This is a genomic window from Prevotella corporis DSM 18810 = JCM 8529 (assembly GCF_000430525.1).
Classification (GTDB): domain Bacteria; phylum Bacteroidota; class Bacteroidia; order Bacteroidales; family Bacteroidaceae; genus Prevotella; species Prevotella corporis.
The window spans coordinates 13,790-34,884 of record NZ_AUME01000021.1; the positions used below are offsets into that span (position 1 = coordinate 13,790).

The following is a 21,095-nucleotide window of genomic DNA, read 5'->3' on the forward strand; positions in this document are numbered from 1 at the left end:
AAACGAGACGTGTTGTCGCACTCCCAGGGAAAGGAGTCTGATGCGATAACATGCCCCGTCAAGTTGTGAAAGAGTTGTGAGCGCTTTCAGCCCGTGGGGCTTACTTGCTCTTATGTCTGTTCTTTCTTAATCTCTTCTTACGCTTGTGCGTAGCCATCTTGTGTCCCTTTTTCTTCTTTCCGTTAGGCATAGTTCTTGATTTTAAATTATTACTTTAAACTTTTGTTTGTTATTTTTTCATGTCCTCGATAAAAGTCTTGGCAGGCTTGAAGCTTGGAAAGTCATGAGCAGGGATAGTAATAGTCGTATTCTTTGAAATATTACGAGCTGTTTTCTCTGCACGGTGCTTTACGATGAAACTACCAAAACCACGGAGGTACACATTCTCTTTTCTGTCCAGCAAGCTGTCCTTGATAGCGTCCATAAAAGATTCTACAACTGCTGACACGTCTTTTTTGGCAATGCCAGTTGATGCTGCAATCTCATTGATGATATCTGCTTTAGTCATTTTTATTTATACTTAAATGTTATATAATCTTTCTATCTTTGTTATAACGGAGTGCAAAGATACTCATTTTCAGATAAATACAGAAATATTTTTACTATTTTTTTGCAAAAAGTATAATATGAGGCTATCTACTCTTCATTTTTTTGTAACTTTGCGCTATATTAATATAAGGTGTATGAAAATAGCAATTGGAATTGACGTTGGAATATCTACTACCAAAATAGTTGGTATAAAGGATGGTAAAATAGTAAAACCATTGAGAATTAAGGCTACTGATCCTGTGACATCTCTTTATGGTGCATTTGGTAAATACCTGTATGACAATAAAATAGAGTTATATGATGTTGATAAGGTAATGATTACCGGAGTGGGATCGGCATATATTGACAAGCCTGTGTACGGTCTTCCAACTGAAAAAGCAGAAGAATTTCTTGCGGATGGCCTGGGAGCACGGTTCGAGTCTCATCTCGAACGCATGATAGTCGTATCTATGGGGACTGGAACGTCCATCGTTCAGTGTGACGGAGATAAAATTAATCATATTGGAGGTATTGGAATCGGAGGAGGAACTCTGAATGGTTTGTCAAGGTTGTTGCTGAATACAGATGACATCAAACAAATATCAGCTATGGCAATGAAAGGTGATATATCAAAAATAAATCTTCAGATTGGAGATATCTCTGTCCATCCGCTGCCTGGTCTGCCTATGGATGCAACCGCATCGCTCTTTGCTAATGCGCAAGGGCATGCGAGCAGGGAGGACATTGCGTTAGGTTTGATTTGTCTTGTGCTACAGTCTATTGGATCTGCTACTATTCTAAGTTCGCTCAATAGCGGAATCAAAGACTTTGTATTGATTGGAAATCTCACGCTCTTGCCTCAATGTAAAAGATTGTTTCCTATGATGGAAAAATTGTACGGGGTAAACTTTGTTATACCGAAATATTCAGAGTTTTGCACTGCTATTGGGGCCGCACTACAATCTGGGGTTGATGTTTGAGGACCAAGTGGATACCTTGAAGTGTATGAAATTCATACTTTCGCCTGCTTTCTATGTGTTGTGTGTTATTGAGGGTAGATGATTCATAAAAGATTTGTTATATCTAAAACGCATACAAGGTTACGGAAACGAAATAGAATTGAACATAATACAAAAACAAATTTTGTGATTTTGTACTTCCAATGATTATAATAGGAACTATACTTGCTTATTTTTGTGTGCTACTTTTATTGAGCAGGGTTATCGGTCGTGTGGGAGATAATGATGCTTTCTTTCGGGCAAACAGAAAATCGCCTTGGTATTTGGTAGCCTTTGGAATGATTGGTGCCAGCATTTCTGGAGTTACTTTTGTCAGTGTTCCGGGCATGGTTATTAACCAGAATATGGCCTATGCTCAAACATGTATAGGCTTTATCTTCGGTTATTTTTTGGTAGCATTTCTATTATTACCCATTTATTACAAACTCAATCTCACTACAATCTACTCGTATCTCAAGAATAGGCTGGGAAATCGGAGCTATAAGACTGGAGCATATTTCTTTCTTATCTCAAAAATGACTGGTGCTGCAGTGCGGTTTTATGTCGTATGTATGATTCTTCAGCGATTTGTTCTCGAAGCCTTTCATATCCCTTTTCCCGTTACGGTTATTGTAATGGTCTTATTGATATGGCTTTACACGCGTAGAAGTGGAATAAAAATATTGGTATTTACGGACACATTCCAGACTTTTTGTATGTTCGCAGCCCTTCTTCTTATCATATATAGGTTATTGGACGCATTGGACATGAACGTTTCTCAGGCAATAAATACTGTCATTATGGACAAGCATTCGCAGATATTTGTCTTCAATGATTGGTTGTCAAGGTATAATTTCTGGAAACAGTTTCTTAGCGGAATATTCATTGTGGTTGTGATGACGGGCCTGGATCAGGATATGATGCAGAAGAATCTTACTTGCAAGACTTTGCGTGGGGCACAGAAAAACATGTGTACATACGGTTTGGCCTTTCTTCCTGCGAACTTGCTTTTCATGGGACTTGGAGTTTTGTTGTTGCATTATATGCAGAGAGTCGGACAGCCTATACCCGCAGTACCTGATGAGTTGATGTTGCTTCCGACGGCAGGTGGAATGCTGGGTAGTGGGGTGGTTGTCCTTTTTACCATTGGTGTTGTGGCAGCATGCTTCTCAAGTGCTGACTCGGCATTGACGGCTCTAACAACAAGCTATTGTGTTGACATAAGACAACAACCTGAAAATGAGAAATTAAGAAGGAAGGCCCATGTGGCTGTTTCCGTTATTTTCATCTTCTTCATTCTTCTTTTCCGTATGATTAACTCAACCAGCCTAATAGATGCAATCTATATTCTCTGCTCATACACCTACGGGCCATTGCTTGGCCTTTTCGCTTTTGGCCTACTTTCGAAAAGAGAAGTCAATGACAGGCTGGTGCCGTATGTCGCCGTGCTGAGTCCCATAATCTGCTTTGCGCTTGACACTATAGCCTCTCTATTATGGAATTATAAGTTCGGATATGAATTATTGATGCTCAACGGTGTCTTGACTTTTATCGGGCTTATGCTGACGAAGTTGAAGCTATAGGATAAAGAGAAATGCAAGTATTAGCGATATAGTAAAAGGAGAAAAGATAATGCGGCGATGCACTTTACTTTTCTCCTTATAATTTCGGATTATATATGAGTTTTATCCTTATGTGTCTTATTCTGCAAGAAGTTTTTCAATCTCTGCTTCTATGTTTGCAATTTTCTCTGTTGGCTCGAAGCGAGCTACAACCTGCCCCTTCTTGTTGATTAAGAACTTTGTGAAGTTCCATTTGATTTCTGGACTTTCCTTGTAGTTTGGATCAGCTTCGGAAAGCATTTTGTCAAGAATTGGATAGATAGGATGGCTCTCATCCCATCCAGCAAAGCCTTTCTGCTCTTTAAGGAACTTGTAGAGAGGATCAGCCTCCTCGCCATTCACCTTGATTTTCTTGAAGCGTGGAAATTCGGTTCCATAGTTGAGTTTGCAGAACTCATGAATGCTCTCGTCAGTACCTGGCGCCTGCTGGCCAAATTGGTTGCAAGGGAAATCAAGAATTTCAAAACCCTTTGCATGATACTTTTTATAAGTTGCCTCCAACTCTTCATACGTAGGAGTGAAGCCACATTTAGTAGCTGTATTTACAATCAATAACACTTCATTGGCAAACTCCTTCAAAGAGAAATCACCACCCTTCCTGTCCTTGACAGTGAAATCATAAACTGTTTTCATTTTTATTATATTCTTTTGTTAAATGACTACAATTGTAGTGAATGCAAATGTACGAATTTTATTTTTATTTCTTTTCTCACATTTATTAAAAGTCCTAAAAAATGTTTTACAGTGCTTAGAGGTGCTTCGTTGATGGAATAGGGATTTCCCTACTTTAAAATAGAGAATTTACAACTTTTGAATCGTGCTATTTGATTAATTTTGCAATACAACATGATAGGAAGAACAATTAAATACATAAAATATGAGGACAATTAATAAGTTTTTGTTGGCATTGATGATTGTTTCGGTGCCTTTGACTTTTACAAGTTGTAGCGATAACAATGATTATTATGTAGATTCTACAGATCTTGTATCTGAAGCTGTGCATAATTATTGGTATGTGTATCGTGGTGGTGCAGATTATTATACTACTTACAATTGGTTTTACTACTACTACCCGCAGGCATCAGATGCTCAGTTCATTGCGTTTATGAGGGCAGTTGGCTATGGTGGTACACCATATTGGGATGAATATAATAATGGAGGTTATGGTTGGGATAATACTTATGACAACGAAGTCACCACACAGGAAGCTCTTCTGCTCAGCGAGGCCCAGACGTTATGTGGCGAGTGGGAAGGTCCTATGGTGTATGAATATACAGATGATAAATCAAAGCAAAGAATTCGAGAGACTTTCACTGCAAACATGAAGTTCTTCCAGTACAATTCTTCTGCAAATTCCTTGAGTGGGAACGGTGTTGAGGTAGATACTGCCGACGATGGCGCATCACAGACATTGGATTTCTCATGGTATGTGGATAAACATGGTGATATCTACATCAAGTACACCAAGTCAGGTACAATCTTCGTAATGGACGCAGATTCAAAGACCAATGGCTTCCATTTGGGTTACGAGGATCAGAAAGGCTTTGATACGTTCTTTGGAGTTGCCATAAGTACGAATACCCAAGACGTTTTCTACATTGACCTCGCACGTCAGGCAACGAATGCCAAGGGCGTAATGGCCAAGACACGCGCATTGTCTGGCAAACTGGCCGGCAAGTCATTCGGTCAGGCAACCAAGAATGTGGCAGCACAATATAAGGAGACTGCAATCAAGAAATTAAGGGAGAAATAAAATTATTGTAAATATCTAAAATTCGAATACCGTCTGCGCATACAGTGCAGGCGGTTTTTTTGTCAGAATAGACTTCAATTCGCAATGATTATATGACTAAAAATCAGTGTTAGCGGTATGTCTTGTAATTTGTTGATAATCAGAGAGAAATTGATTGGTGCGTAAAAGGTGAGCTTTTGCACTTCCATTCATGACATATCGCACTCCAAAAGGTCAGCTTTCGCAAGGCGAGAGTTCAGCTTTGTACGGATAGAATAAAAAAGAGATGCGGCAAAACCAACAAAGGGCTTGCCGCATTTCTTGGATTTGAAAACCATTAGAGTATATTCCAGACGGTGATAATGGTCTCTCTATCGAGGCTTTCTATTTTGTTTTCTATATCGTCGGGAAGATTACAGAAGAAGTCGATACCAGTAAGTTGCTCCAATTGGTCAATGTTGACAACGTAGGGCTTCAGTGATACGCCTTGGTTGTTCTCATGCTTAAACCAGAAACCGATAGCTTTGTGTTCCCATTTTTTTAAATACTTGTTGTAGTATTTCATGTATGCCGCAGAGAAGAAATAGCCTGGCACGATGAAACCATCTTTTCGTTTTTCTTTAATTTGGTCAAGCCTGTCAATTGTACCGCCTCGACATATAAAAAGCGTATCGTTGGAATTTTTGTTCAGTGCCGAACGAATCTTGTTCTCCATTGTTAGCCAAATTCCTCCGCCCTTATCGCTTCCATTGAATTTCTTCAATTGTGGCTGCATGTTGCTGATATAAAAGGTTTGAATATTGGCTTCTTTAGTGTTCAGTCTATCTCCCGAAGGACAAAGGTGTCCGTGATCATAACCCGTACCATAATAATGATCGGTACTGAACATGTAAGAAGACGAAATCGAAGGATCGAACGGATATTGTGGATTTCCATACCAGCGGCTGGTTCTTGCAGTGCTGTTGTCGGCATACATCTGATAGCATGTCCACCGGTTGGATTTCTTCTCCGTATCCCATTCCAAACAATAGTTCACCTCACCATTTTCAAGACCATGCGTGACTATGATACTGCGACCACCTTTAATGCGTGGAAATTCAATTCTGTGTGTATATGGATTTCTTTCTTCTAAATTTGAATTGATATTGCTGGTGTTTATGATCTTGTTGCCGTTGTCGCTGGAATGATCATCTTCGCTACCGCAGCCAATCAGAGTAAACGAGATTAGCGCAACAAAAGGTATTGTCAAGGTGGGAATGTTTAATAGTTTCATTTATTATCCTTCATTGTTAAGTTTTTTAGAAATGTTTATCCGTAAAAAGAATAGTAAGATAACGTAGTTAAGTGTTGGTAGATAAAAAAAAGTGTGACCAAACGCATATGCAACTACGCTTGACCACACTTTATAGTATTGTGGGTAATCGCCTTACTTCGTCAACTTACCGTAACGGTTCATGAAGCGGTCAACACGGCCTGCAGTATCAACAAGCTTGCTCTTACCTGTGTAGAATGGGTGAGAAGAGCTTGAAATTTCGATTTTAACCACTGGGTAAGTTTCGCCTTCAAATTCTACTGTATCGTTAGTCTTGCATGTAGATTTTGAAAGGAACATATCGCCGTTGGACATATCTTTGAATACGACGGGGCGATAGTTTTCTGGATGAATACCTTGTTTCATTTTGTTTTATATGTTTGTTAATATTAATATCATTGATTTATTTACCTTCTCCCACAAATGGGTTAATCGGTAGATACTCAACAGGGTGCAAAATTACGAATAATTCTGCACCCTGCCAAATATTTAGTTTGTTTTTTTATTTTACTACAACATTCTTAACTTCCCAAGTGGGGGCTGCATCTGTTGTACTTGTATATAAGAATGAGATATACACCTTGCTTTTTCCTGCATAAGCAGTGAGATCACAAGTAGTATCAACAAATTTAAAATCTGGAGCTGGATAGGTTGCAATTGCAATTTCTTTCCAATTTTTGCCATCCTCTGATGCGAAAACCTTGCATTCGTCTTCTATTTTTCCAAAATATTTACCGCAATGCTGGAAGCTGAGTGTAGCTTTGCTAAGTCCTGCAAGGCTGAATGCAGGAGAGACGAGACGGCTTTTAGCAGCGTGTTTTACGTAATAAGCACCGCTCGCATCTTTCTTGGCTGCGGTGGCTTTCATATTCGCATATTTGGTGTCAAGTGCCCAAACTTTTCCAAGTTCAGCTGGGACGGAAATATTCTCGATAGTAAAACCAGCCATGTCTTTATCGAATGGCGCATTCAATCCAACTTTGGTAGGAGTAGAGCCGCCCTGATTATTCAGGCTAACCAAAACACCGTAGGCCACCTGTGGCGAGTTTCCCTTGTAATTGTCAAGTTTACCTTTCACAACGACTTTATCGCCAACCTTAATTTGCTCTGCTGAGGTGAATTTTTGTCCATTAAGATACTTGCCATGGAAAATGTACAGCTGACCATCAGTTTTTCCATTGTCAGAGATGTAATATTCTGCACTGCCATAAGTAGCGGTTTCTACACTCTTTATCTCTGAAATGATACCACTAACGAAAACTTCTTCAGTTGGTAATGTTGCGGTCTTTATAACTTCATGTGCCTTTGCGACATTATATGGCGATGCTTCAGTTCCTTCACCAGTTGGGGTGACTGTGGTGGTTCCACCTGTACCGCCTTCTGTCTTGCCATTGAGCGAATAAATGTAGTTGCCTTGAGTAAACTCTTTGGTTCCATTGAAGTTAACGAGTTTTCCACAAACAATAACTTCGTCTCCTTTCTTGATTTCATCAGCCGATTTAAACTTCTTGTTCCCAAGTGAATAACCACGGTAAACATAGAACTGATTTTTGCTTGAACCATCATCTGATATGTAATAGGTAGCATTGCCAAAGTTGGAAGAGTCTATCTCCTTGATGCTACTGATGATACCTTTGACATAAACAACTTGGTCAAGATTTTGGCCTGCATTGATGAAATTCTGTGCTGCTACGATATTGAACGGATCGGCAGCAGTCCCAGAACCTTTTGCAACCATTTCTGCTGGATTTGTACCTCCATGCTCTTCGATAGTCATGTCGTATGGCATTGGCACGTCTTCACAGCTTGTGAAACTAAGTCCCGCTATAGCTAATGCTATTATTGAATAAAATAACTTTTTCATATTGTTGCTTGTTTTTTTTCGTTGATTATTATTTTACTACTAAATTCTTAATTTCCCATGTAGCAGCAGCTTTCGATGAGCTGTTGTAGAAGAATGCGATATAGATTTTCTTCCCACAGAACGCTTTCAGATCAGCCTTTGTGCTCACAAATTTCCAATCGGCACCCGATGGTTTTTCTGTGATTCCGACGGTGGTCCAATTCTTCTTGTCTGTTGAAACCTGAACTTTCAGCTCATTGTCAAAGTCGGAGAAGAAACGCGCAGCATGGTCGAATGTAAGTGTTGCCTTCGTTGCCGAAGTGAGGTCGATCTGTGGAGTAATAGCACGAGCATGTGTCTCATAGCTGGTTCCCGCAACATAAGCCGTGCCCTTCATACCATATGCTGGTGATGCCCATTTCCAAACATAGCTGATACCTTCTGGAAGTGTTCCTTGTTCGTAAGTCCAGTCTGTTGGCTCAGTAGTTAAATCATTAGAATAGTAAGATTTACTTTCAGCTGACGCTGGCTGTACATCATTGAGGGTTCGGATAATGATTTCCCACTGATTGTTGAATCTCTTGAAGATACCAGTGATGTTCACCTTGCCTGTTGGTATTTTCGCATTGGCAAAGTCAGCAAAGTTGCTATTATAAACAATGACCCGTTTCCCGTCTTGCTCATTTAAAGTCCAGCTTACACTTCCTGCGCCACCATTTGCATTTGCATAAGTAGAGTCAACAGTGGAGTTGTTGCTTTTGAAACTTACGTTGCGAATAATCCCCAACTTGCCACCGTCTTTATTGATATCCCATGTTGTGGCAGCGTTGCCATTAGCAAATTCTTCAGGTTCCACGACGTTTCCAGTCGATAAGATTTTGAAATGCTGATCCCATGTAGCCCTGCTTATACGGCCAATAGAAGTCTGTCCCTTTGCATTCATTGAGGGTACACCAATTTGTGCCTGAAGGCCATAGTTACCAACATATAAATCTTTCAAATCAAGAATGATTTCTGTGCCGATAGGCAAGAAACTGTATAGACCTCCTTGGGCCACAGATACGATGATAGCGCCTGTCTTGTCCTGCAAGGCAATTTCATTATAGATATTGCCTTGTATGTCAGTACTGGTTACAACACCTTTGATTTGAAGTGCTTCTGTTACTTGCTTATAGCTTATTCCATTACGATAATCAGTCGATATAACGCTAGAATACATATCCTTTAATTGGGCAATAGAGACTACATTTGTTTCCTGAATCTCATTGTTGCCAAATGGAGCCGGACTATTTTCGTCGGTTTCTGCGTAGCTGTCTCCCATGCAAGATGCAAAGAGAGCACAGATAGCAACCATGATTAAATATTTTATTTTCATCATATATTTAGTTAGTGCATTTAGAATTTATATGCAAGATTTAACATACCATTAATACCATTGACATAATATTTCTTGGTGTTTCTAAAAAAGTCATAAGCTCGTGCAGTAGCTTCGCCAGTATTTTTGTTTACCGTATAGCTACTTCTGCTTTGTTCGTAACCACCACTTACAATCTTTTGGTTATTCAGTAGATTGGTTATCATGAGGTTGATAGAGAGACTTCCATGTCGCAAGTAAATGCTTTTTCCGATTGAAGCATCGAGCATAAATCCTCCATGACCTTTGCTTTGGGCATAAGGTGTGTAGTTTCCATCTGCATCAATGCCACCAAATTTAGTACCCATTGTTTCCAATGTGCTCTTGTAACGGAGGCTTGGAGCGTATGAAAGATAAATGCGGTCATAATAATTTCCGCTAATATCTATGAACCATCCTCTTTGATGGAAGCTCAAAATGCCGCTGTAGGCTGAGAGTGGCGTACCACTTTCGCGCATACCCTTGTTATATACAACATCCTTATAATATGTACTCTTTGTAGAATTCATATAAATGACATCTGCATTATTGATATTTTTGGCATCACTCCAAGTACCAAGAGCTTTGAAATTCAAGAAGCTCGTCAGCTTGAAGTCAAGTCCCAATTCAACACCGTAATAATTTTTCTTCATTCCTGTCATACTCACATATGTGAATGAGTTGGCATCATCAAAGTAAAAGTTTTGCCATTCTGTTACATGGGTGAGGTGGTTGTAATACGCACTCAGGTTTGCATGTAACCAGCTTCCTGCGTATTGATAACTAAATTCGCTTGAGAAGATGCGCTCGTTTCGTAGATTCTGAATGAAGTTGTTGTTCATCTCTGGTGAAACGAAAGCTGTGCTGACTTGTGGGGCACGATGCTCGTAGCCTAAACCGAGGGAAACGGTGTTGCCACGGCCGATAGTCCAAATGCCACTAAATTTGCCACCGCCAGATACGAAGTCTGCATGCTTGCTCTTTCCGTATGAGTTATCGGCGAACATTCCGTTGCGCATAAATCCTTTACGATACATGTTATCGTATGCAATCTTACCAGCAATGATGTAATGAATGCTTCCGATGGTTTGGGCAAAGTTACTCCATAATGTTCCCCTGCGCACATTGAGGTTGTAGTCGTAACCAAACTTATCCCCTTCATAGACAAGAGCGCCCAATCTTTGTGTACCCATTGTGTTTAAGTCATACTGTATGCGCGGATCGTTGCTTGCATAAGTGCCGATAGCATACGTGTTTATATTATGAAAACTCTTGGCTCCTAACAAATCTTCCATTGTCTGATAATGGTGCCCGAAATTTTGTCCCAGCATTATGCCCAGATTCAAGAGCTTGTCCTTTCCAATGTGGTTTGTAAACGATGACGAGAATGAGAGCATGGTATTGTCATTATGCTTTGCCTGAATGTAATACAGGGCATCTTGTCCGTTCTTTGCTGCCTGACGGTTTGCGTAATACAGGCGATCCCATTGAATCTGTCTGTTTTCTTTCTTGCCCCACCAGCTGACAGCCGAATTCCAATCTGTAAAAGCCTGTGCTGTTCTATATCTTAAGTCGGTCTCGTCCCATACGTCATAATAGCTGCTGGGTAGATTCTTCCAGTAGTCCGGATGTGGGTTGTCGCTGTTGTTGTAATTCAGTTTTGTACTTTTATACATTGAGTGTTTGCCGAATACACTGGTTGTCAGTTTCATCTTGTCGTTGATGTCCCAATCCCATGTCACAATAGCTGCTGGGGTAAAATCATTTACTACGCGACTGTTTCGCTTATGTCCGTTCTGATATCCCCAATATGGATTGTACTGATAGTCGTTGGCAAGCCAATATGCTTCATCGGTACTTGCTCCTTGTGATGCTCGTTCAGTTGGGTTACCCCAGGTGGAGACGCTCAAAGAGTGACCATTGTTCCATTTTTTCTGAACACCGAAGAAATATGAAAGGGCATTATAGAATGTTCCCTCTACATATCCGCGGTTGGCCCAACGGTAAGTCACATTGGCTGCAAAAGCCCAACCTTTACTATTGAAACCACTTGCATAAGTGTACATCCCACGCAATAAGTAGTTGCGATTGGCTGCCGAAAGAGTTATACGATGTCCACCGGCCATCGAACCTGCACGGAAGTCGTAATTGTTACTACCCGCCATACCTGTCATAGAGAAATTATTGTTCTCGAATGGCAAGGCAAAGTCAACGTTTCGTGTCTGTTGATTCAGACCGCCAACTAACGAATAGCGAAATTGACCTGTCTCCATGTCGTTCATCGGTGCACCATTGATGTAAACTTCGTTGAACTTTTGATTAAGAGCACGATAACGGAAACGCATAGGTGAGTATAAATAACCAACTTCCGATGCATATACATTGCTGTTTGAGTTCAGAATTGTAATGTTTTCACTTCTGTCGTTATCCTCTCCTAATTGTGCCTCTGTGAATGTGAAGGCTGATTCGTTCATTGCATTTGCTACTTCGCCCTGTTTGTCAACCTTGGTGTTCGTATTTTGTGCGAACACCATAGAAGAGCTGCAAATTGCGAGGATAGTAAGTTTCAGCTTTTTCTGCATAGTTGAAATTTTATTAAAATAATTATTTGTAGATGCAAAGTAACGAAATATATTTTAAACAATGAAGTAATTTTTGATAAAAAATTTATCATTTTTGCTTTATTTCCAGATTAAATGCCGATATTTGCAAAGCCTTTTTTAAGTTGTTTTGATACAAGACAACCTTATTATTGGGCGAAGTAACGTGAATTAATCAATTTTAAAGAGAATGAAAAAATATTTGTTTTTCCTATTAAGTGCAATTTTGTTCTCCAATACAACATTTGCTCAAAGGAAGTATTCAGTTTATGCAATTGGATTTTATAATCAAGAGAATCTCTTCGATTATACCCACGATGAGGGCAAGAATGACTACGATTTCCTTCCAAACGGCTCGTACAGATGGAACGAAATGAAATATAATCATAAGCTTCAGAATATGTCAAAAGTGCTTTCGGAGATGGGAACTGACGTATTGCCTAATGTTGGGTGTGCTATTATTGGTTTGAGTGAGGTGGAGAATGCCCATGTATTAGAAGATTTGACTGCCCAGCCAGCCTTAGCCGCACGAAGATATAAATATGTACACATTGAAGGTCCAGACCATCGTGGAATTGACTGTGCTTTGCTCTATAATCCAAAGTTGTTTACTGTAAATGACACCAAACTTGTGCCTTATGTTTACGAACTTCCATCAGACAGCAATAGGGCAACCCGTGGTTTCTTGACCGTAACTGGCACACTCGCCGATGAGCCAGTGGCTGTCATCGTTTGCCACTGGCCAAGCCGTGCTGCTGGCTCATATTATCGTGAGCTTGGTGGCAAACAGGTAAAAGCCGTTAAAGACTCTTTGCTGCGTGTGAACCCAAGCATTAAAGTCCTCGTTATGGGCGATATGAATGACGATCCAACCAACAAGAGTATGAAAGAATGTCTGTCTGCGAAAGCCAATATTGATGAGGTTGGCGAAGGCGATATGTATAATCCATGGTATAATATCCTTGTAAAAGAGGGTCGAGGAACATTACAATACCAAGGGAAATGGAATCTTTTTGACCAGATAGTCATGACACCTAATTTGCTGGATAAAACAGGCAGCAAGGACTTTTCAGAGTTGAAATATTGGAAGAATCAAATTTTCCGTCGTGACTATCTTTTCCAAGAGAGCGGAAAATATAAAGGCAACACTAAGCGAACAACAGCTGGTGGCGTATGGTTGAATGGATATTCTGACCACTTACCAGTGGTAACCTATTTTGTGAAGGAACAGAAATAGATGAAGATAGAGACCCATCCCTTCGAGCCTTGGTTGCCTTCCAATGCTAAGCTGTTGATGTTGGGAACATTCCCACCTGCATCGAAACGGTGGTGTATAGAGTGGTATTATCCGAATTTTACCAATGACATGTGGCGAATATTTGGACTTATCTTTTTCAAAGACAAGTCTCATTTTGTAGATGAAGAAAACAAAACCTACAAATTGGATTTGTTGAAGCCCTTTCTAAGGGAGAAGGGAATTGCCATTTTCGACACGGCACTTCGTATTTGCCGTACGACAGGGACTGCATCTGACAAGGATTTGAAGATAATAGAGGTTGCTGATTTGGATGTGATGCTAAGAAAACTGCCCGACTGCGAAGCTGTTTTGACGGCTGGGCAGCTGGCTACACAGATATTCTCGGAGCATTATCATGTAGATGCCAAGCGGATAAAGATGGGTGATCATGTAGATTTCAACTTTGAGGGACGCATTATCCGTCTTTACCGTCAGCCGAGCAGCAGCCGTGCATATCCGATGAAAATTGAAACTAAAGCCGATTATTACCAAACAATGTTTGAGGAAATCAATATTCTTTGATTTGCCTGTTTCAGTATGAAATTTTAGGAATTTTTAGTATGGATGATAATGTAACAATTATTGGTATAGCAGGAGGAACAGGGTCAGGAAAGACAACGGTCGTAAAGAAAATCGTTGAAGCCTTGCCACCACACTTTGTTGCTGTAGTACCACTTGATTCATATTATAATGACACAACGGGGATGACAGATGATGAACGCAAGGACATAAATTTCGACCATCCCGATGCTTTTGATTGGAAGCTCTTGACAACGCAAGTAAACGACTTACGCAATGGTCTGCCGGTAGAGCAACCCACTTATAGCTATCTGTTGTGCAATCGTTTACCCGAAACAATTCATGTAGAACCCAAACCTGTTATTATCATTGAAGGTATCATGACTCTTATCAACAAAAAGTTGAGGGAGATAATGGATTTGAAGATATTTGTGGATTGCGACTCTGACGAACGTCTCATCAGAAATATTGAACGTGACACAATTGATAGGGGGCGAACCGTCTCAATGGTGGTTGATCGTTACCTGAAGGTGCTCAAGCCCATGCATGAGCAATTCATTGAGCCAACCAAACGCTTTGCCGATTTGATTATCCCTCAAGGTGGTGAGAATGCCAAGGGAATAGGTATCTTATGCAAGTATATCCAGGGGCTGGTTCCACAAGTGTAATCATTGAAATCCTATTCATCATAAACGGAGTCGCTTGTCATCGATAGGGCGACTCCGTTTGTGTTGAAATATGGTAGTCTTTATGAATCTATAAACATATAAACTACAATCTGAATATACTACTGTAATTTATTTGTTATCAATGTGTTAGCGAATGTAATTCTAAAGGTTTGACTTCATCGTGCAAAAGGTCACCTTTTACGGTGTGAAAGCTCATCTATTGCAGTGCGATTGATGAGCTTTCATAAAGGATTGCTCTGGTCTGTATGACAACTGTCAAATAATCTGCTCGATAATCAGTTGGAAATGACAGAGGCTTGAAGGCAGATTTTACATGGCGGAAATCAGAAGTCTTCTTCCAATTGCAGTTGTCTGATATATCCTTTATGTAACTATTCTTTCACCGCTCATCAACGGTCATTTACTTTCTTTATTGTCATCCTCAACAATTACTGCATCTTCAATATCATTAACCTCCTGTAATCTTGTGCCTGTGACGATTTTACTCTGTTCATTCTTATCAAAAGCACGTTTCATCTGGGATATTTTGATGGCATTTAGCATCTCAACAACACCGTAGAAAATGAGACACCAGCCTATAATCTTTAGTGGGAGGGTGGCTGCCTCTATCGGCTTTGAAATGATAAGAATGCCTATGCCAAGAGTGATGATAGGGAAAAACCAAAACAAGACAGGTACATGGGCATACCTTTTTGCATATGCTAAATTCATGAACTGATTGATGGCGCCAAGTATAAGGATGGCTGCCAATATATAGACGACCCATTTGATGAAGTCTCCTGGCATCATGGCAAGAATTATGCCCAAGATGGCAGAGCCAATACCGACGATCGGGAGCATGGGTCTCTTTACTGGCGAGGCATTCTCAGAGTCGTCTATCTGAGAGGCTGCCTTTTCAAACTTGTTTTTTTCAAAATAATAGATAATACAGGAGATGATTCCTGAAAGGAAAAATAGCACCCCGACCGTTATGGTCATCCACCACATTGTCTCTTCTCTGTACTTTATCAGTAAAACACCAACGACCATGGCAAAAATGGCTCGAATAATTGAAATCTGTAATACTTTCATAATAATATTTTTGTTTGTGAGGAACTTTGCTATTACCAATATCGATACAAAAATACAAAATAATCTCAACTATGTGCCTAAACTCTTTATATTTTATTACTTTTGTCTAAAAATAGAAGTATGACGGTATTATATTTGGTCAGGCATGGGGAAACATTTGACAACGAGAGGAAAGTAATGCAAGGTATTACTCCAGGAAAGTTAAATGACAAGGGAATCGAACAGGCAAAAGTGGTTGCTGGTGAGTTGAAAGGAGAACCAATAGACAATTTTGTTTCAAGCGATTTACACAGAAGCATTGAAACCTGTAGGATAATAGCAGCTCCACACCACAAAGAAATCGTTACCACACAGTTGCTACGCGAACGTGATTGGGGAAGTTTCACAGGGCAATACATACCTTCCCTTGCTCATTTAAACGATCCTTCCAAATGGCCAGTTGACATCGAAACGCTGGACGAGCTGAAGAAACGAGCTGCGATGTTTCTGCAATGGGTCAGGGAATCTTATCCAGAACAGAGAATCTTGGCTGTCGGTCACGGTATTATCAACAAGGCGATTCAGAGTGTTTATTACAAAAAACCTATGAATGAAATTAAGGTAATGGCCAATGCGGAAATCAGAATATTGGAATTATAAAAAATAAGAGGAGCTGTACATCGCATACTGCTCCTCTCTATCATCTTAATAACTCTCTAAATTGTCATTTTTATGGCATGACCTGGTCAAACTTTGGCCATTTTTGTATTATATGTAGTAGTCTAAGTGGCTTTATCTTATTTATAATATTTGTTTTCAAAACAAGCTTTATTATCTGTGTCCGCCGAACCGCGAGTTGCTTGAGCCTGCCATAGAACGAGAGTTTCCGACGAAACTGCGACTTGGTGTATTGAATGACCTATTGCCATTCGACGGTGAGAAAGACCTGTTTGGCACCTGGCGGGTAGTATTCCCTCCAAAGCTGCGGCTTCCACCGAATCTGTTATTGGTTGTGGAACCATTTCCAAATAGGCCAGATCCTCTTCTCACAGTTGTTCGGGTCGAGCTTCTGCGAGGCGAGTCATTGCTTCCGAAACCACGGTTGACTCCGAAATTACGACTCTGCTGATTCCCAAAGGAACGTGGTCCGTAGTTTTGTACTCTATTAATGCCCCCATTGCTATAATCTCCGCGTTGGAACCCATCACGCATACCGAATTGTCTGCCATTGTTTCGCGGACTTGAGAAGCGACGGCCATTATACCAACTGCGGCCACCATTCATCCTCCAACTGTGTCCGCCACGATAAACTGTGTAGAAACGTGGTCTGCCGAAATAGAAATAGTCACGACAGGGATAGCGGGCATAAATGCCGAAATGCCAATAGCCTGCATCCCACCTAAGAGGGCGATAGAAATAAACTGCATCAACAAATGAACGATACTGCCAATCAAGAAGAATATAGCTTAAATCCATATTCCGTTGATTCCAGTAAGCTCCATAGAGGTCATCTATTGTGTTGACACTCATCAGGTAGTCCAAGTTGATTTCGTATGCAGCCTCGTACTGTTCTTCAGTGAGGTTTAATTCGTATGCCATCTTGTCAGTCAAGAATAACGCTTGATTGCGTGCTTGTTCGTAACTCATAGCACTTGACGACATCACTATTGTGAATAATGCAATGAAAGTGAAAAGTAACTTCTTCATAATAGTATTTCCTTTCTTCTTTATCTAGTTTGTGACGTTTTCTTTTTTGTTCACGGTACAAAGGAACGAATAAAAGATAGCATATAAAAAGGATTTTCCCTAAACCGATGAGGAATTTCCCTAAAGACCAATTATCGTTTGTCAATAGTCATATTCCATGCCTGGCAAAAGCTTTGTCATTCTTGATTCCATGCTTCGTTTATACGTTGGTTTCTTGTTGATTATCTCAATTCTATTTTTGTGTTCTTGCTTACTGATGATAGCATTGCTAATCAATTTTGGCTCGGTAAAGCAGGTTATATCATCATTCAAAATATTTGATTTTACATTTTTTTTTATTAACTTTGTGGCATCATTATTATATAATATGAAACGATATTTATTTGCCCTTGTCTTAGGTTTGCTCATTCTGTCATCAGAGGCTTCGCCCTTAATGCCTCAAGAAAGCGATACAACAAAGTTAAGAGTTTTGAGGAATATTCAATATAAAGTGGAGATGCAAAGCTCTTTTTCCGGTAACAAGACTCCTTTGTGGCTCAATGCTAATAGGTACGGACTTAGTTCATTGGAGAAGGTTAATGGATATATTCGAGGTACTTTGGAGCGCCCTTTGTCCACAGACGATGGTCGGAAGTGGGGATTGGGATATGGTGTTGACGTGGCATTTCCTGTAAACTATACCAGTAATGTTGTAATTCAACAGGCATACGTAGAAGGAAGATGGTGGAATGGATCACTGACCATCGGTGCTAAAGAACAACCAATGGAGTTGAAGAACATGAGTCTCAGTACCGGTGCTCAGACATTAGGCATCAATGCGCGCCCCGTTCCACAGGTTCGTATCGCTTTACCAGAATATTGGACACTTCCTTTTGTTAATGGTTGGTTACACCTGAAGGGACATATTGCGTACGGAATGATGACTGATGATAGCTGGCAGCACGGCTTTACCAATAAGAACAGCAAGTATTCCGACAAGGTTCTTTATCATTCGAAGGCTGGATATCTTAAGATTGGTAACGAAGAAGTTTTCAGCCCTTGGTCAGTTGAGATGGGATTGGAGATGGTTGCACTCTTCGGTGGTACTTCTTATGTACCTGATGGCGATGGAACGATGCGTGAATTGAAAGGAGGGACGGGAATAAAGGACTTTTGGAATGCCTTCATTCCTGGTGGAGCAGATGTGGAAGAAACGACATATCAAAATGTTCAGGGAGACCAACTTGGCAGTTGGCTCATGAAAATTAAATATACAGGTGACTCACAGAGTTTCTCTATCTATGCTGACAAATTCTTTGAAGACCATTCCTCGATGTTGCAGTTAGATTATGATGGATATGGCACGGGCGACGATTGGCAGGATAAAAAGGAAAGAAAATATTTGGTTTATGACTTGAAAGACTGGTTGTTGGGCTTTGAGTATAATTATCATCCTGACCATTGGATTAACGATGTTGTTTTTGAATATGTTTATTCAAAATATCAAAGTGGTCCAATCTATCACGACCACACGAAGACAATAGCTGACCACATCGGAGGACAAGATGATTACTACAACCACTATATTTACACAGGCTATCAGCATTGGGGGCAGGTTATGGGAAATCCTTTATATCGTTCACCCATTTACAATACGGACGGTAAAATCTCAGTCAACAACAATCGATTTGTAGCCTTTCATTTGGGAATCGGTGGTCACCCGAATGAATTTGCCAACTGGCGATTTTTGGCCACTTATCAAAAAGGGTGGGGAACATACTCTAACCCGTTCACTAAGATGCGTCACAATGTAAGCTTGTTGGCCGAAACTACTTACAATCTACATAGCAGAAAGCACAAATGGATGAAAGGCATAAATGTGAAAGGTGGCTATGGAATGGATTTTGGATCTATTTTGGGGGGAATAAATTATGGATTCCAATTGACAATAAGCAAGGTCGGGCTATTTAATTTATAAGGATATGAAAAGCATAAATCATCATTTTATACTTATAGCAATTCTGCCTATAATGGCATTCATGTTGTTCAGCTGCTCATTTGAGACCGACAACGCACCTCAGGAATTGGAGGGAATGTGGCATCTCACATCAATTAGAATTGATAATGACTCCATAGCAAATTATGCCGATAAACGTGTCTTTTGGTCTTTTCAGGCCAAGTTGTTGCAAATTGAAGACAAGACTGCTCGTCATCATAGAATTATTTATCACTATTTGAAAGACGGATCACAATTGATATTAGAGAAACCTTTTAGGTATGACAGAGAAAATGGCGATGAGTTGTTGACAGATACCTCACTTTTGACATTTTATGGGATTAATTCCCTGTCAGAAACATTTACTTATAGGTTGGATGGCAATCAACTTATTTTAGAGAACGGTCAGACTAAAATGACGTTTGAGAAGTTTTAAAACTCTTGAAACGGTTGTTCGTTCTTCTTCTTTATGTATCTATTTATGACGAATAGGTGTAAGCAAATATAGAGAATAATATCTATCAAGACCAAAAGAGTTATGCTGATAAAATCATAGAAAACAGCATTGAATACGATATAGAATATCGCCAATGAGATTATTGCCAACAAAGTTTGGTGCTGGGAGAGTCCAGCCCTCATGAGTTTGTGGTGGATATGATTTTTATCAGGTTGGAAAATCTTATGACCATGCAAAATTCTTGTAATGATAATCCTGCAAACGTCGAATGTTGGTACAATCAGTAGCGTGAAGGAGAGAAACATCGATTCCCTTCGATACCCCATGACGTTAGGGTTATACATGCAGAATTTCACAAAGAGAACCCCAAGTATATAGCCAATGGTCAGAGAACCAGAATCTCCCATGAATATTTTTCTATTATTTTCAATTTTACCAAATATGTTATAATAGAGAAAAGGTATCAAAACTCCGATGAGACCTGCAATCAAAATGCAATATACCCATAGCTGCTCAAGAAAGAAGCTGTGTAAAAAACCACATAGAGCAATAAAAGACAGGCTGGCAGACAGGCCGTCAATACCATCTATAAGGTTCATCGCATTCATGATGAACACCAACAGAAAAACAGTTAGAGGAGCACCTATCCAATATGGGATCTCATATATCCCAAAAAATCCATATAAATTGTTTATATATAGCCATGACAAGGGCAACAGACAGGAAGCGATGATTTGAATAAAGAATTTCACTCTTGCCTTCATTCCAAAAACATCGTCAATGAGCCCCATCGCATAAATGATTCCTAATCCGATGGCAAAGAATATGGTCCATGGGCTAATGTCAATCTTTTTTCCGTTATAGGCATAGGCCCAGACGAGCAATGCCACAATCGTTGAAGCCAAAATACTTGGAAGAAACGAGATTCCTCCCAATCTTGGAATGGCATTTTTGTGTACTTTACGCATATTAGGAATATCATATAGTTGCTTTTCTTTACAAAAGTTCATTATCTGTGGTATAATGAGGAAGCCACAAATACAACTTAGAAGAAAGGCCAACAAGCAGATGATGATATATACTGACATAATTTGTTTTTTATAAATTAAAACAACAAATACAGTTGTTTTATTGTGTTTGAATAAACAAAAATTACGTCAAACGTCTTACTTCCTACTTAGTTTGCATCGCATTCGATTAATCAATCAATATTTCTGAACGTCAATCCGTAAAATAGGTAGTGACTTTGATGAATCATTCCGGTTTGGCTACCATGAAATCTAACCAGATAAGCAATGGTTAGAATCTTATGCAGTAACCATCTGAATTACAGTGATATACCGAATGAATATCAAAGGGTGAGCTTTCACAAT

General features: G+C 39.9%; 19 protein-coding genes. 9 read left to right on the forward strand and 10 right to left on the reverse strand.

What is annotated here, in order from left to right:
- Positions 1-229: 229 nt before the first annotated feature.
- Complete coding sequence (locus H515_RS0105350; protein WP_025876203.1) at positions 230-508, reverse strand: HU family DNA-binding protein; 279 nt, start codon at positions 506-508, stop codon at positions 230-232.
- Between the two features lie 175 nt (positions 509-683).
- On the opposite strand from H515_RS0105350, the gene coaW reads away from it, so the two are divergent.
- Together coaW and H515_RS0105365 are read left to right on the forward strand one after the other, a co-directional pair.
- Entirely contained in the window at positions 684-1,508 is an 825-nt protein-coding gene (coaW, locus tag H515_RS0105355) for a type II pantothenate kinase (RefSeq protein ID WP_025876201.1), read from the forward strand.
- 182 nt (positions 1,509-1,690) lie between these two features.
- Positions 1,691-3,109, forward strand: coding sequence for a sodium:solute symporter (locus H515_RS0105365; protein WP_025876199.1), 1,419 nt, complete (start codon positions 1,691-1,693; stop codon positions 3,107-3,109).
- A gap of 117 nt (positions 3,110-3,226) precedes the next feature.
- Here H515_RS0105365 and H515_RS0105370 read toward each other — a convergent pair whose 3' ends face one another.
- Positions 3,227-3,781 (reverse strand): glutathione peroxidase, encoded by a 555-nt coding sequence (locus H515_RS0105370; RefSeq protein ID WP_025876197.1) that lies wholly within the window; start codon positions 3,779-3,781, stop codon positions 3,227-3,229.
- Between the two features lie 244 nt (positions 3,782-4,025).
- Between H515_RS0105370 and H515_RS0105375 the strand changes: the two genes are divergently transcribed.
- On the forward strand, positions 4,026-4,901 hold the full coding sequence (locus H515_RS0105375) for a hypothetical protein (RefSeq protein WP_025876196.1): 876 nt from the start codon (positions 4,026-4,028) through the stop codon (positions 4,899-4,901).
- Between the two features lie 316 nt (positions 4,902-5,217).
- Here H515_RS0105375 and H515_RS0105390 read toward each other — a convergent pair whose 3' ends face one another.
- The 5 genes from H515_RS0105390 to H515_RS0105410 form a co-directional block, all read right to left on the reverse strand.
- Positions 5,218-6,153 carry a DNA/RNA non-specific endonuclease gene (locus H515_RS0105390; protein WP_025876195.1) on the reverse strand — a complete coding sequence of 312 codons (936 nt, stop codon included), beginning with the start codon at positions 6,151-6,153 and terminating at the stop codon, positions 5,218-5,220.
- A 153-nt stretch (positions 6,154-6,306) separates the two neighbouring features.
- Complete coding sequence (locus H515_RS0105395; RefSeq protein WP_025876194.1) at positions 6,307-6,558, reverse strand: type B 50S ribosomal protein L31; 252 nt, start codon at positions 6,556-6,558, stop codon at positions 6,307-6,309.
- A 136-nt stretch (positions 6,559-6,694) separates the two neighbouring features.
- On the reverse strand, positions 6,695-8,056 hold the full coding sequence (locus tag H515_RS0105400; RefSeq protein WP_025876193.1) for a choice-of-anchor J domain-containing protein: 1,362 nt from the start codon (positions 8,054-8,056) through the stop codon (positions 6,695-6,697).
- Between the two features lie 28 nt (positions 8,057-8,084).
- Complete coding sequence (locus H515_RS0105405) at positions 8,085-9,413, reverse strand: DUF5689 domain-containing protein (protein ID WP_025876191.1); 1,329 nt, start codon at positions 9,411-9,413, stop codon at positions 8,085-8,087.
- Between the two features lie 17 nt (positions 9,414-9,430).
- Positions 9,431-12,010: a TonB-dependent receptor gene (locus H515_RS0105410; protein ID WP_028901681.1), complete on the reverse strand. Its 2,580-nt coding sequence runs from the start codon at positions 12,008-12,010 to the stop codon at positions 9,431-9,433.
- A 208-nt stretch (positions 12,011-12,218) separates the two neighbouring features.
- Between H515_RS0105410 and H515_RS0105415 the strand changes: the two genes are divergently transcribed.
- From H515_RS0105415 to udk, 3 genes are read left to right on the forward strand one after another with little or no spacing between them, the layout of a single operon-like run.
- Positions 12,219-13,265, forward strand: a complete 1,047-nt coding sequence (locus tag H515_RS0105415) for an endonuclease/exonuclease/phosphatase family protein (protein ID WP_028901682.1) — start codon at positions 12,219-12,221, stop codon at positions 13,263-13,265.
- Positions 13,266-13,847, forward strand: a complete 582-nt coding sequence (locus tag H515_RS0105420; protein ID WP_025876189.1) for a uracil-DNA glycosylase family protein — start codon at positions 13,266-13,268, stop codon at positions 13,845-13,847.
- A gap of 38 nt (positions 13,848-13,885) precedes the next feature.
- A complete protein-coding gene (gene udk / locus H515_RS0105425; RefSeq protein ID WP_025876187.1) occupies positions 13,886-14,512 on the forward strand; it encodes a uridine kinase in 627 nt (208 codons plus the stop codon).
- A 417-nt stretch (positions 14,513-14,929) separates the two neighbouring features.
- Here udk and H515_RS0105430 read toward each other — a convergent pair whose 3' ends face one another.
- Positions 14,930-15,604 (reverse strand): DUF308 domain-containing protein, encoded by a 675-nt coding sequence (locus H515_RS0105430; RefSeq protein WP_028901683.1) that lies wholly within the window; start codon positions 15,602-15,604, stop codon positions 14,930-14,932.
- 120 nt (positions 15,605-15,724) lie between these two features.
- Between H515_RS0105430 and H515_RS0105435 the strand changes: the two genes are divergently transcribed.
- On the forward strand, positions 15,725-16,243 hold the full coding sequence (locus tag H515_RS0105435; protein ID WP_025876185.1) for a histidine phosphatase family protein: 519 nt from the start codon (positions 15,725-15,727) through the stop codon (positions 16,241-16,243).
- Positions 16,244-16,414: 171 nt separating this feature from the next.
- Here the strand turns inward: H515_RS0105435 and H515_RS0105440 are convergent, their stop codons facing one another.
- Positions 16,415-17,290: a hypothetical protein gene (locus H515_RS0105440; RefSeq protein WP_025876183.1), complete on the reverse strand. Its 876-nt coding sequence runs from the start codon at positions 17,288-17,290 to the stop codon at positions 16,415-16,417.
- A gap of 367 nt (positions 17,291-17,657) precedes the next feature.
- Here H515_RS0105440 and H515_RS0105450 point away from each other — a divergent pair, with 367 nt between their 5' ends.
- Together H515_RS0105450 and H515_RS0105455 are read left to right on the forward strand one after the other, a co-directional pair.
- A complete protein-coding gene (locus H515_RS0105450; protein WP_025876182.1) occupies positions 17,658-19,247 on the forward strand; it encodes a capsule assembly Wzi family protein in 1,590 nt (529 codons plus the stop codon).
- Between the two features lie 4 nt (positions 19,248-19,251).
- Entirely contained in the window at positions 19,252-19,701 is a 450-nt protein-coding gene (locus tag H515_RS0105455; protein WP_025876179.1) for a lipocalin-like domain-containing protein, read from the forward strand.
- On the opposite strand, the gene H515_RS0105460 is transcribed toward H515_RS0105455, so the two are convergent.
- A complete protein-coding gene (locus H515_RS0105460; RefSeq protein WP_028901684.1) occupies positions 19,698-20,810 on the reverse strand; it encodes an MraY family glycosyltransferase in 1,113 nt (370 codons plus the stop codon). The genes H515_RS0105455 and H515_RS0105460 overlap by 4 nt on opposite strands.
- Positions 20,811-21,095 lie beyond the last annotated feature (285 nt).

Bases quoted from the DNA above. Each gene is read 5' to 3' on its own strand.
- H515_RS0105370 (WP_025876197.1), bottom strand. From the start codon at position 3,781: ATGAAAACAGTTTATGATTTCACTGTCAAGGACAGGAAGGGTGGTGAT.
- coaW (WP_025876201.1), top strand. From the start codon at position 684: ATGAAAATAGCAATTGGAATTGACGTTGGAATATCTACTACCAAAATA.
- udk (WP_025876187.1), top strand. From the start codon at position 13,886: ATGGATGATAATGTAACAATTATTGGTATAGCAGGAGGAACAGGGTCA.
- H515_RS0105400 (WP_025876193.1), bottom strand. From the start codon at position 8,056: ATGAAAAAGTTATTTTATTCAATAATAGCATTAGCTATAGCGGGACTT.
- H515_RS0105390 (WP_025876195.1), bottom strand. From the start codon at position 6,153: ATGAAACTATTAAACATTCCCACCTTGACAATACCTTTTGTTGCGCTA.
- H515_RS0105440 (WP_025876183.1), bottom strand. From the start codon at position 17,290: ATGAAGAAGTTACTTTTCACTTTCATTGCATTATTCACAATAGTGATG.
- H515_RS0105415 (WP_028901682.1), top strand. From the start codon at position 12,219: ATGAAAAAATATTTGTTTTTCCTATTAAGTGCAATTTTGTTCTCCAAT.
- H515_RS0105350 (WP_025876203.1), bottom strand. From the start codon at position 508: ATGACTAAAGCAGATATCATCAATGAGATTGCAGCATCAACTGGCATT.
- H515_RS0105395 (WP_025876194.1), bottom strand. From the start codon at position 6,558: ATGAAACAAGGTATTCATCCAGAAAACTATCGCCCCGTCGTATTCAAA.
- H515_RS0105435 (WP_025876185.1), top strand. From the start codon at position 15,725: ATGACGGTATTATATTTGGTCAGGCATGGGGAAACATTTGACAACGAG.
- H515_RS0105410 (WP_028901681.1), bottom strand. From the start codon at position 12,010: ATGCAGAAAAAGCTGAAACTTACTATCCTCGCAATTTGCAGCTCTTCT.
- H515_RS0105420 (WP_025876189.1), top strand. From the start codon at position 13,266: ATGAAGATAGAGACCCATCCCTTCGAGCCTTGGTTGCCTTCCAATGCT.
- H515_RS0105460 (WP_028901684.1), bottom strand. From the start codon at position 20,810: ATGTCAGTATATATCATCATCTGCTTGTTGGCCTTTCTTCTAAGTTGT.
- H515_RS0105430 (WP_028901683.1), bottom strand. From the start codon at position 15,604: ATGAAAGTATTACAGATTTCAATTATTCGAGCCATTTTTGCCATGGTC.
- H515_RS0105365 (WP_025876199.1), top strand. From the start codon at position 1,691: ATGATTATAATAGGAACTATACTTGCTTATTTTTGTGTGCTACTTTTA.
- H515_RS0105375 (WP_025876196.1), top strand. From the start codon at position 4,026: ATGAGGACAATTAATAAGTTTTTGTTGGCATTGATGATTGTTTCGGTG.
- H515_RS0105405 (WP_025876191.1), bottom strand. From the start codon at position 9,413: ATGATGAAAATAAAATATTTAATCATGGTTGCTATCTGTGCTCTCTTT.
- H515_RS0105450 (WP_025876182.1), top strand. From the start codon at position 17,658: ATGAAACGATATTTATTTGCCCTTGTCTTAGGTTTGCTCATTCTGTCA.
- H515_RS0105455 (WP_025876179.1), top strand. From the start codon at position 19,252: ATGAAAAGCATAAATCATCATTTTATACTTATAGCAATTCTGCCTATA.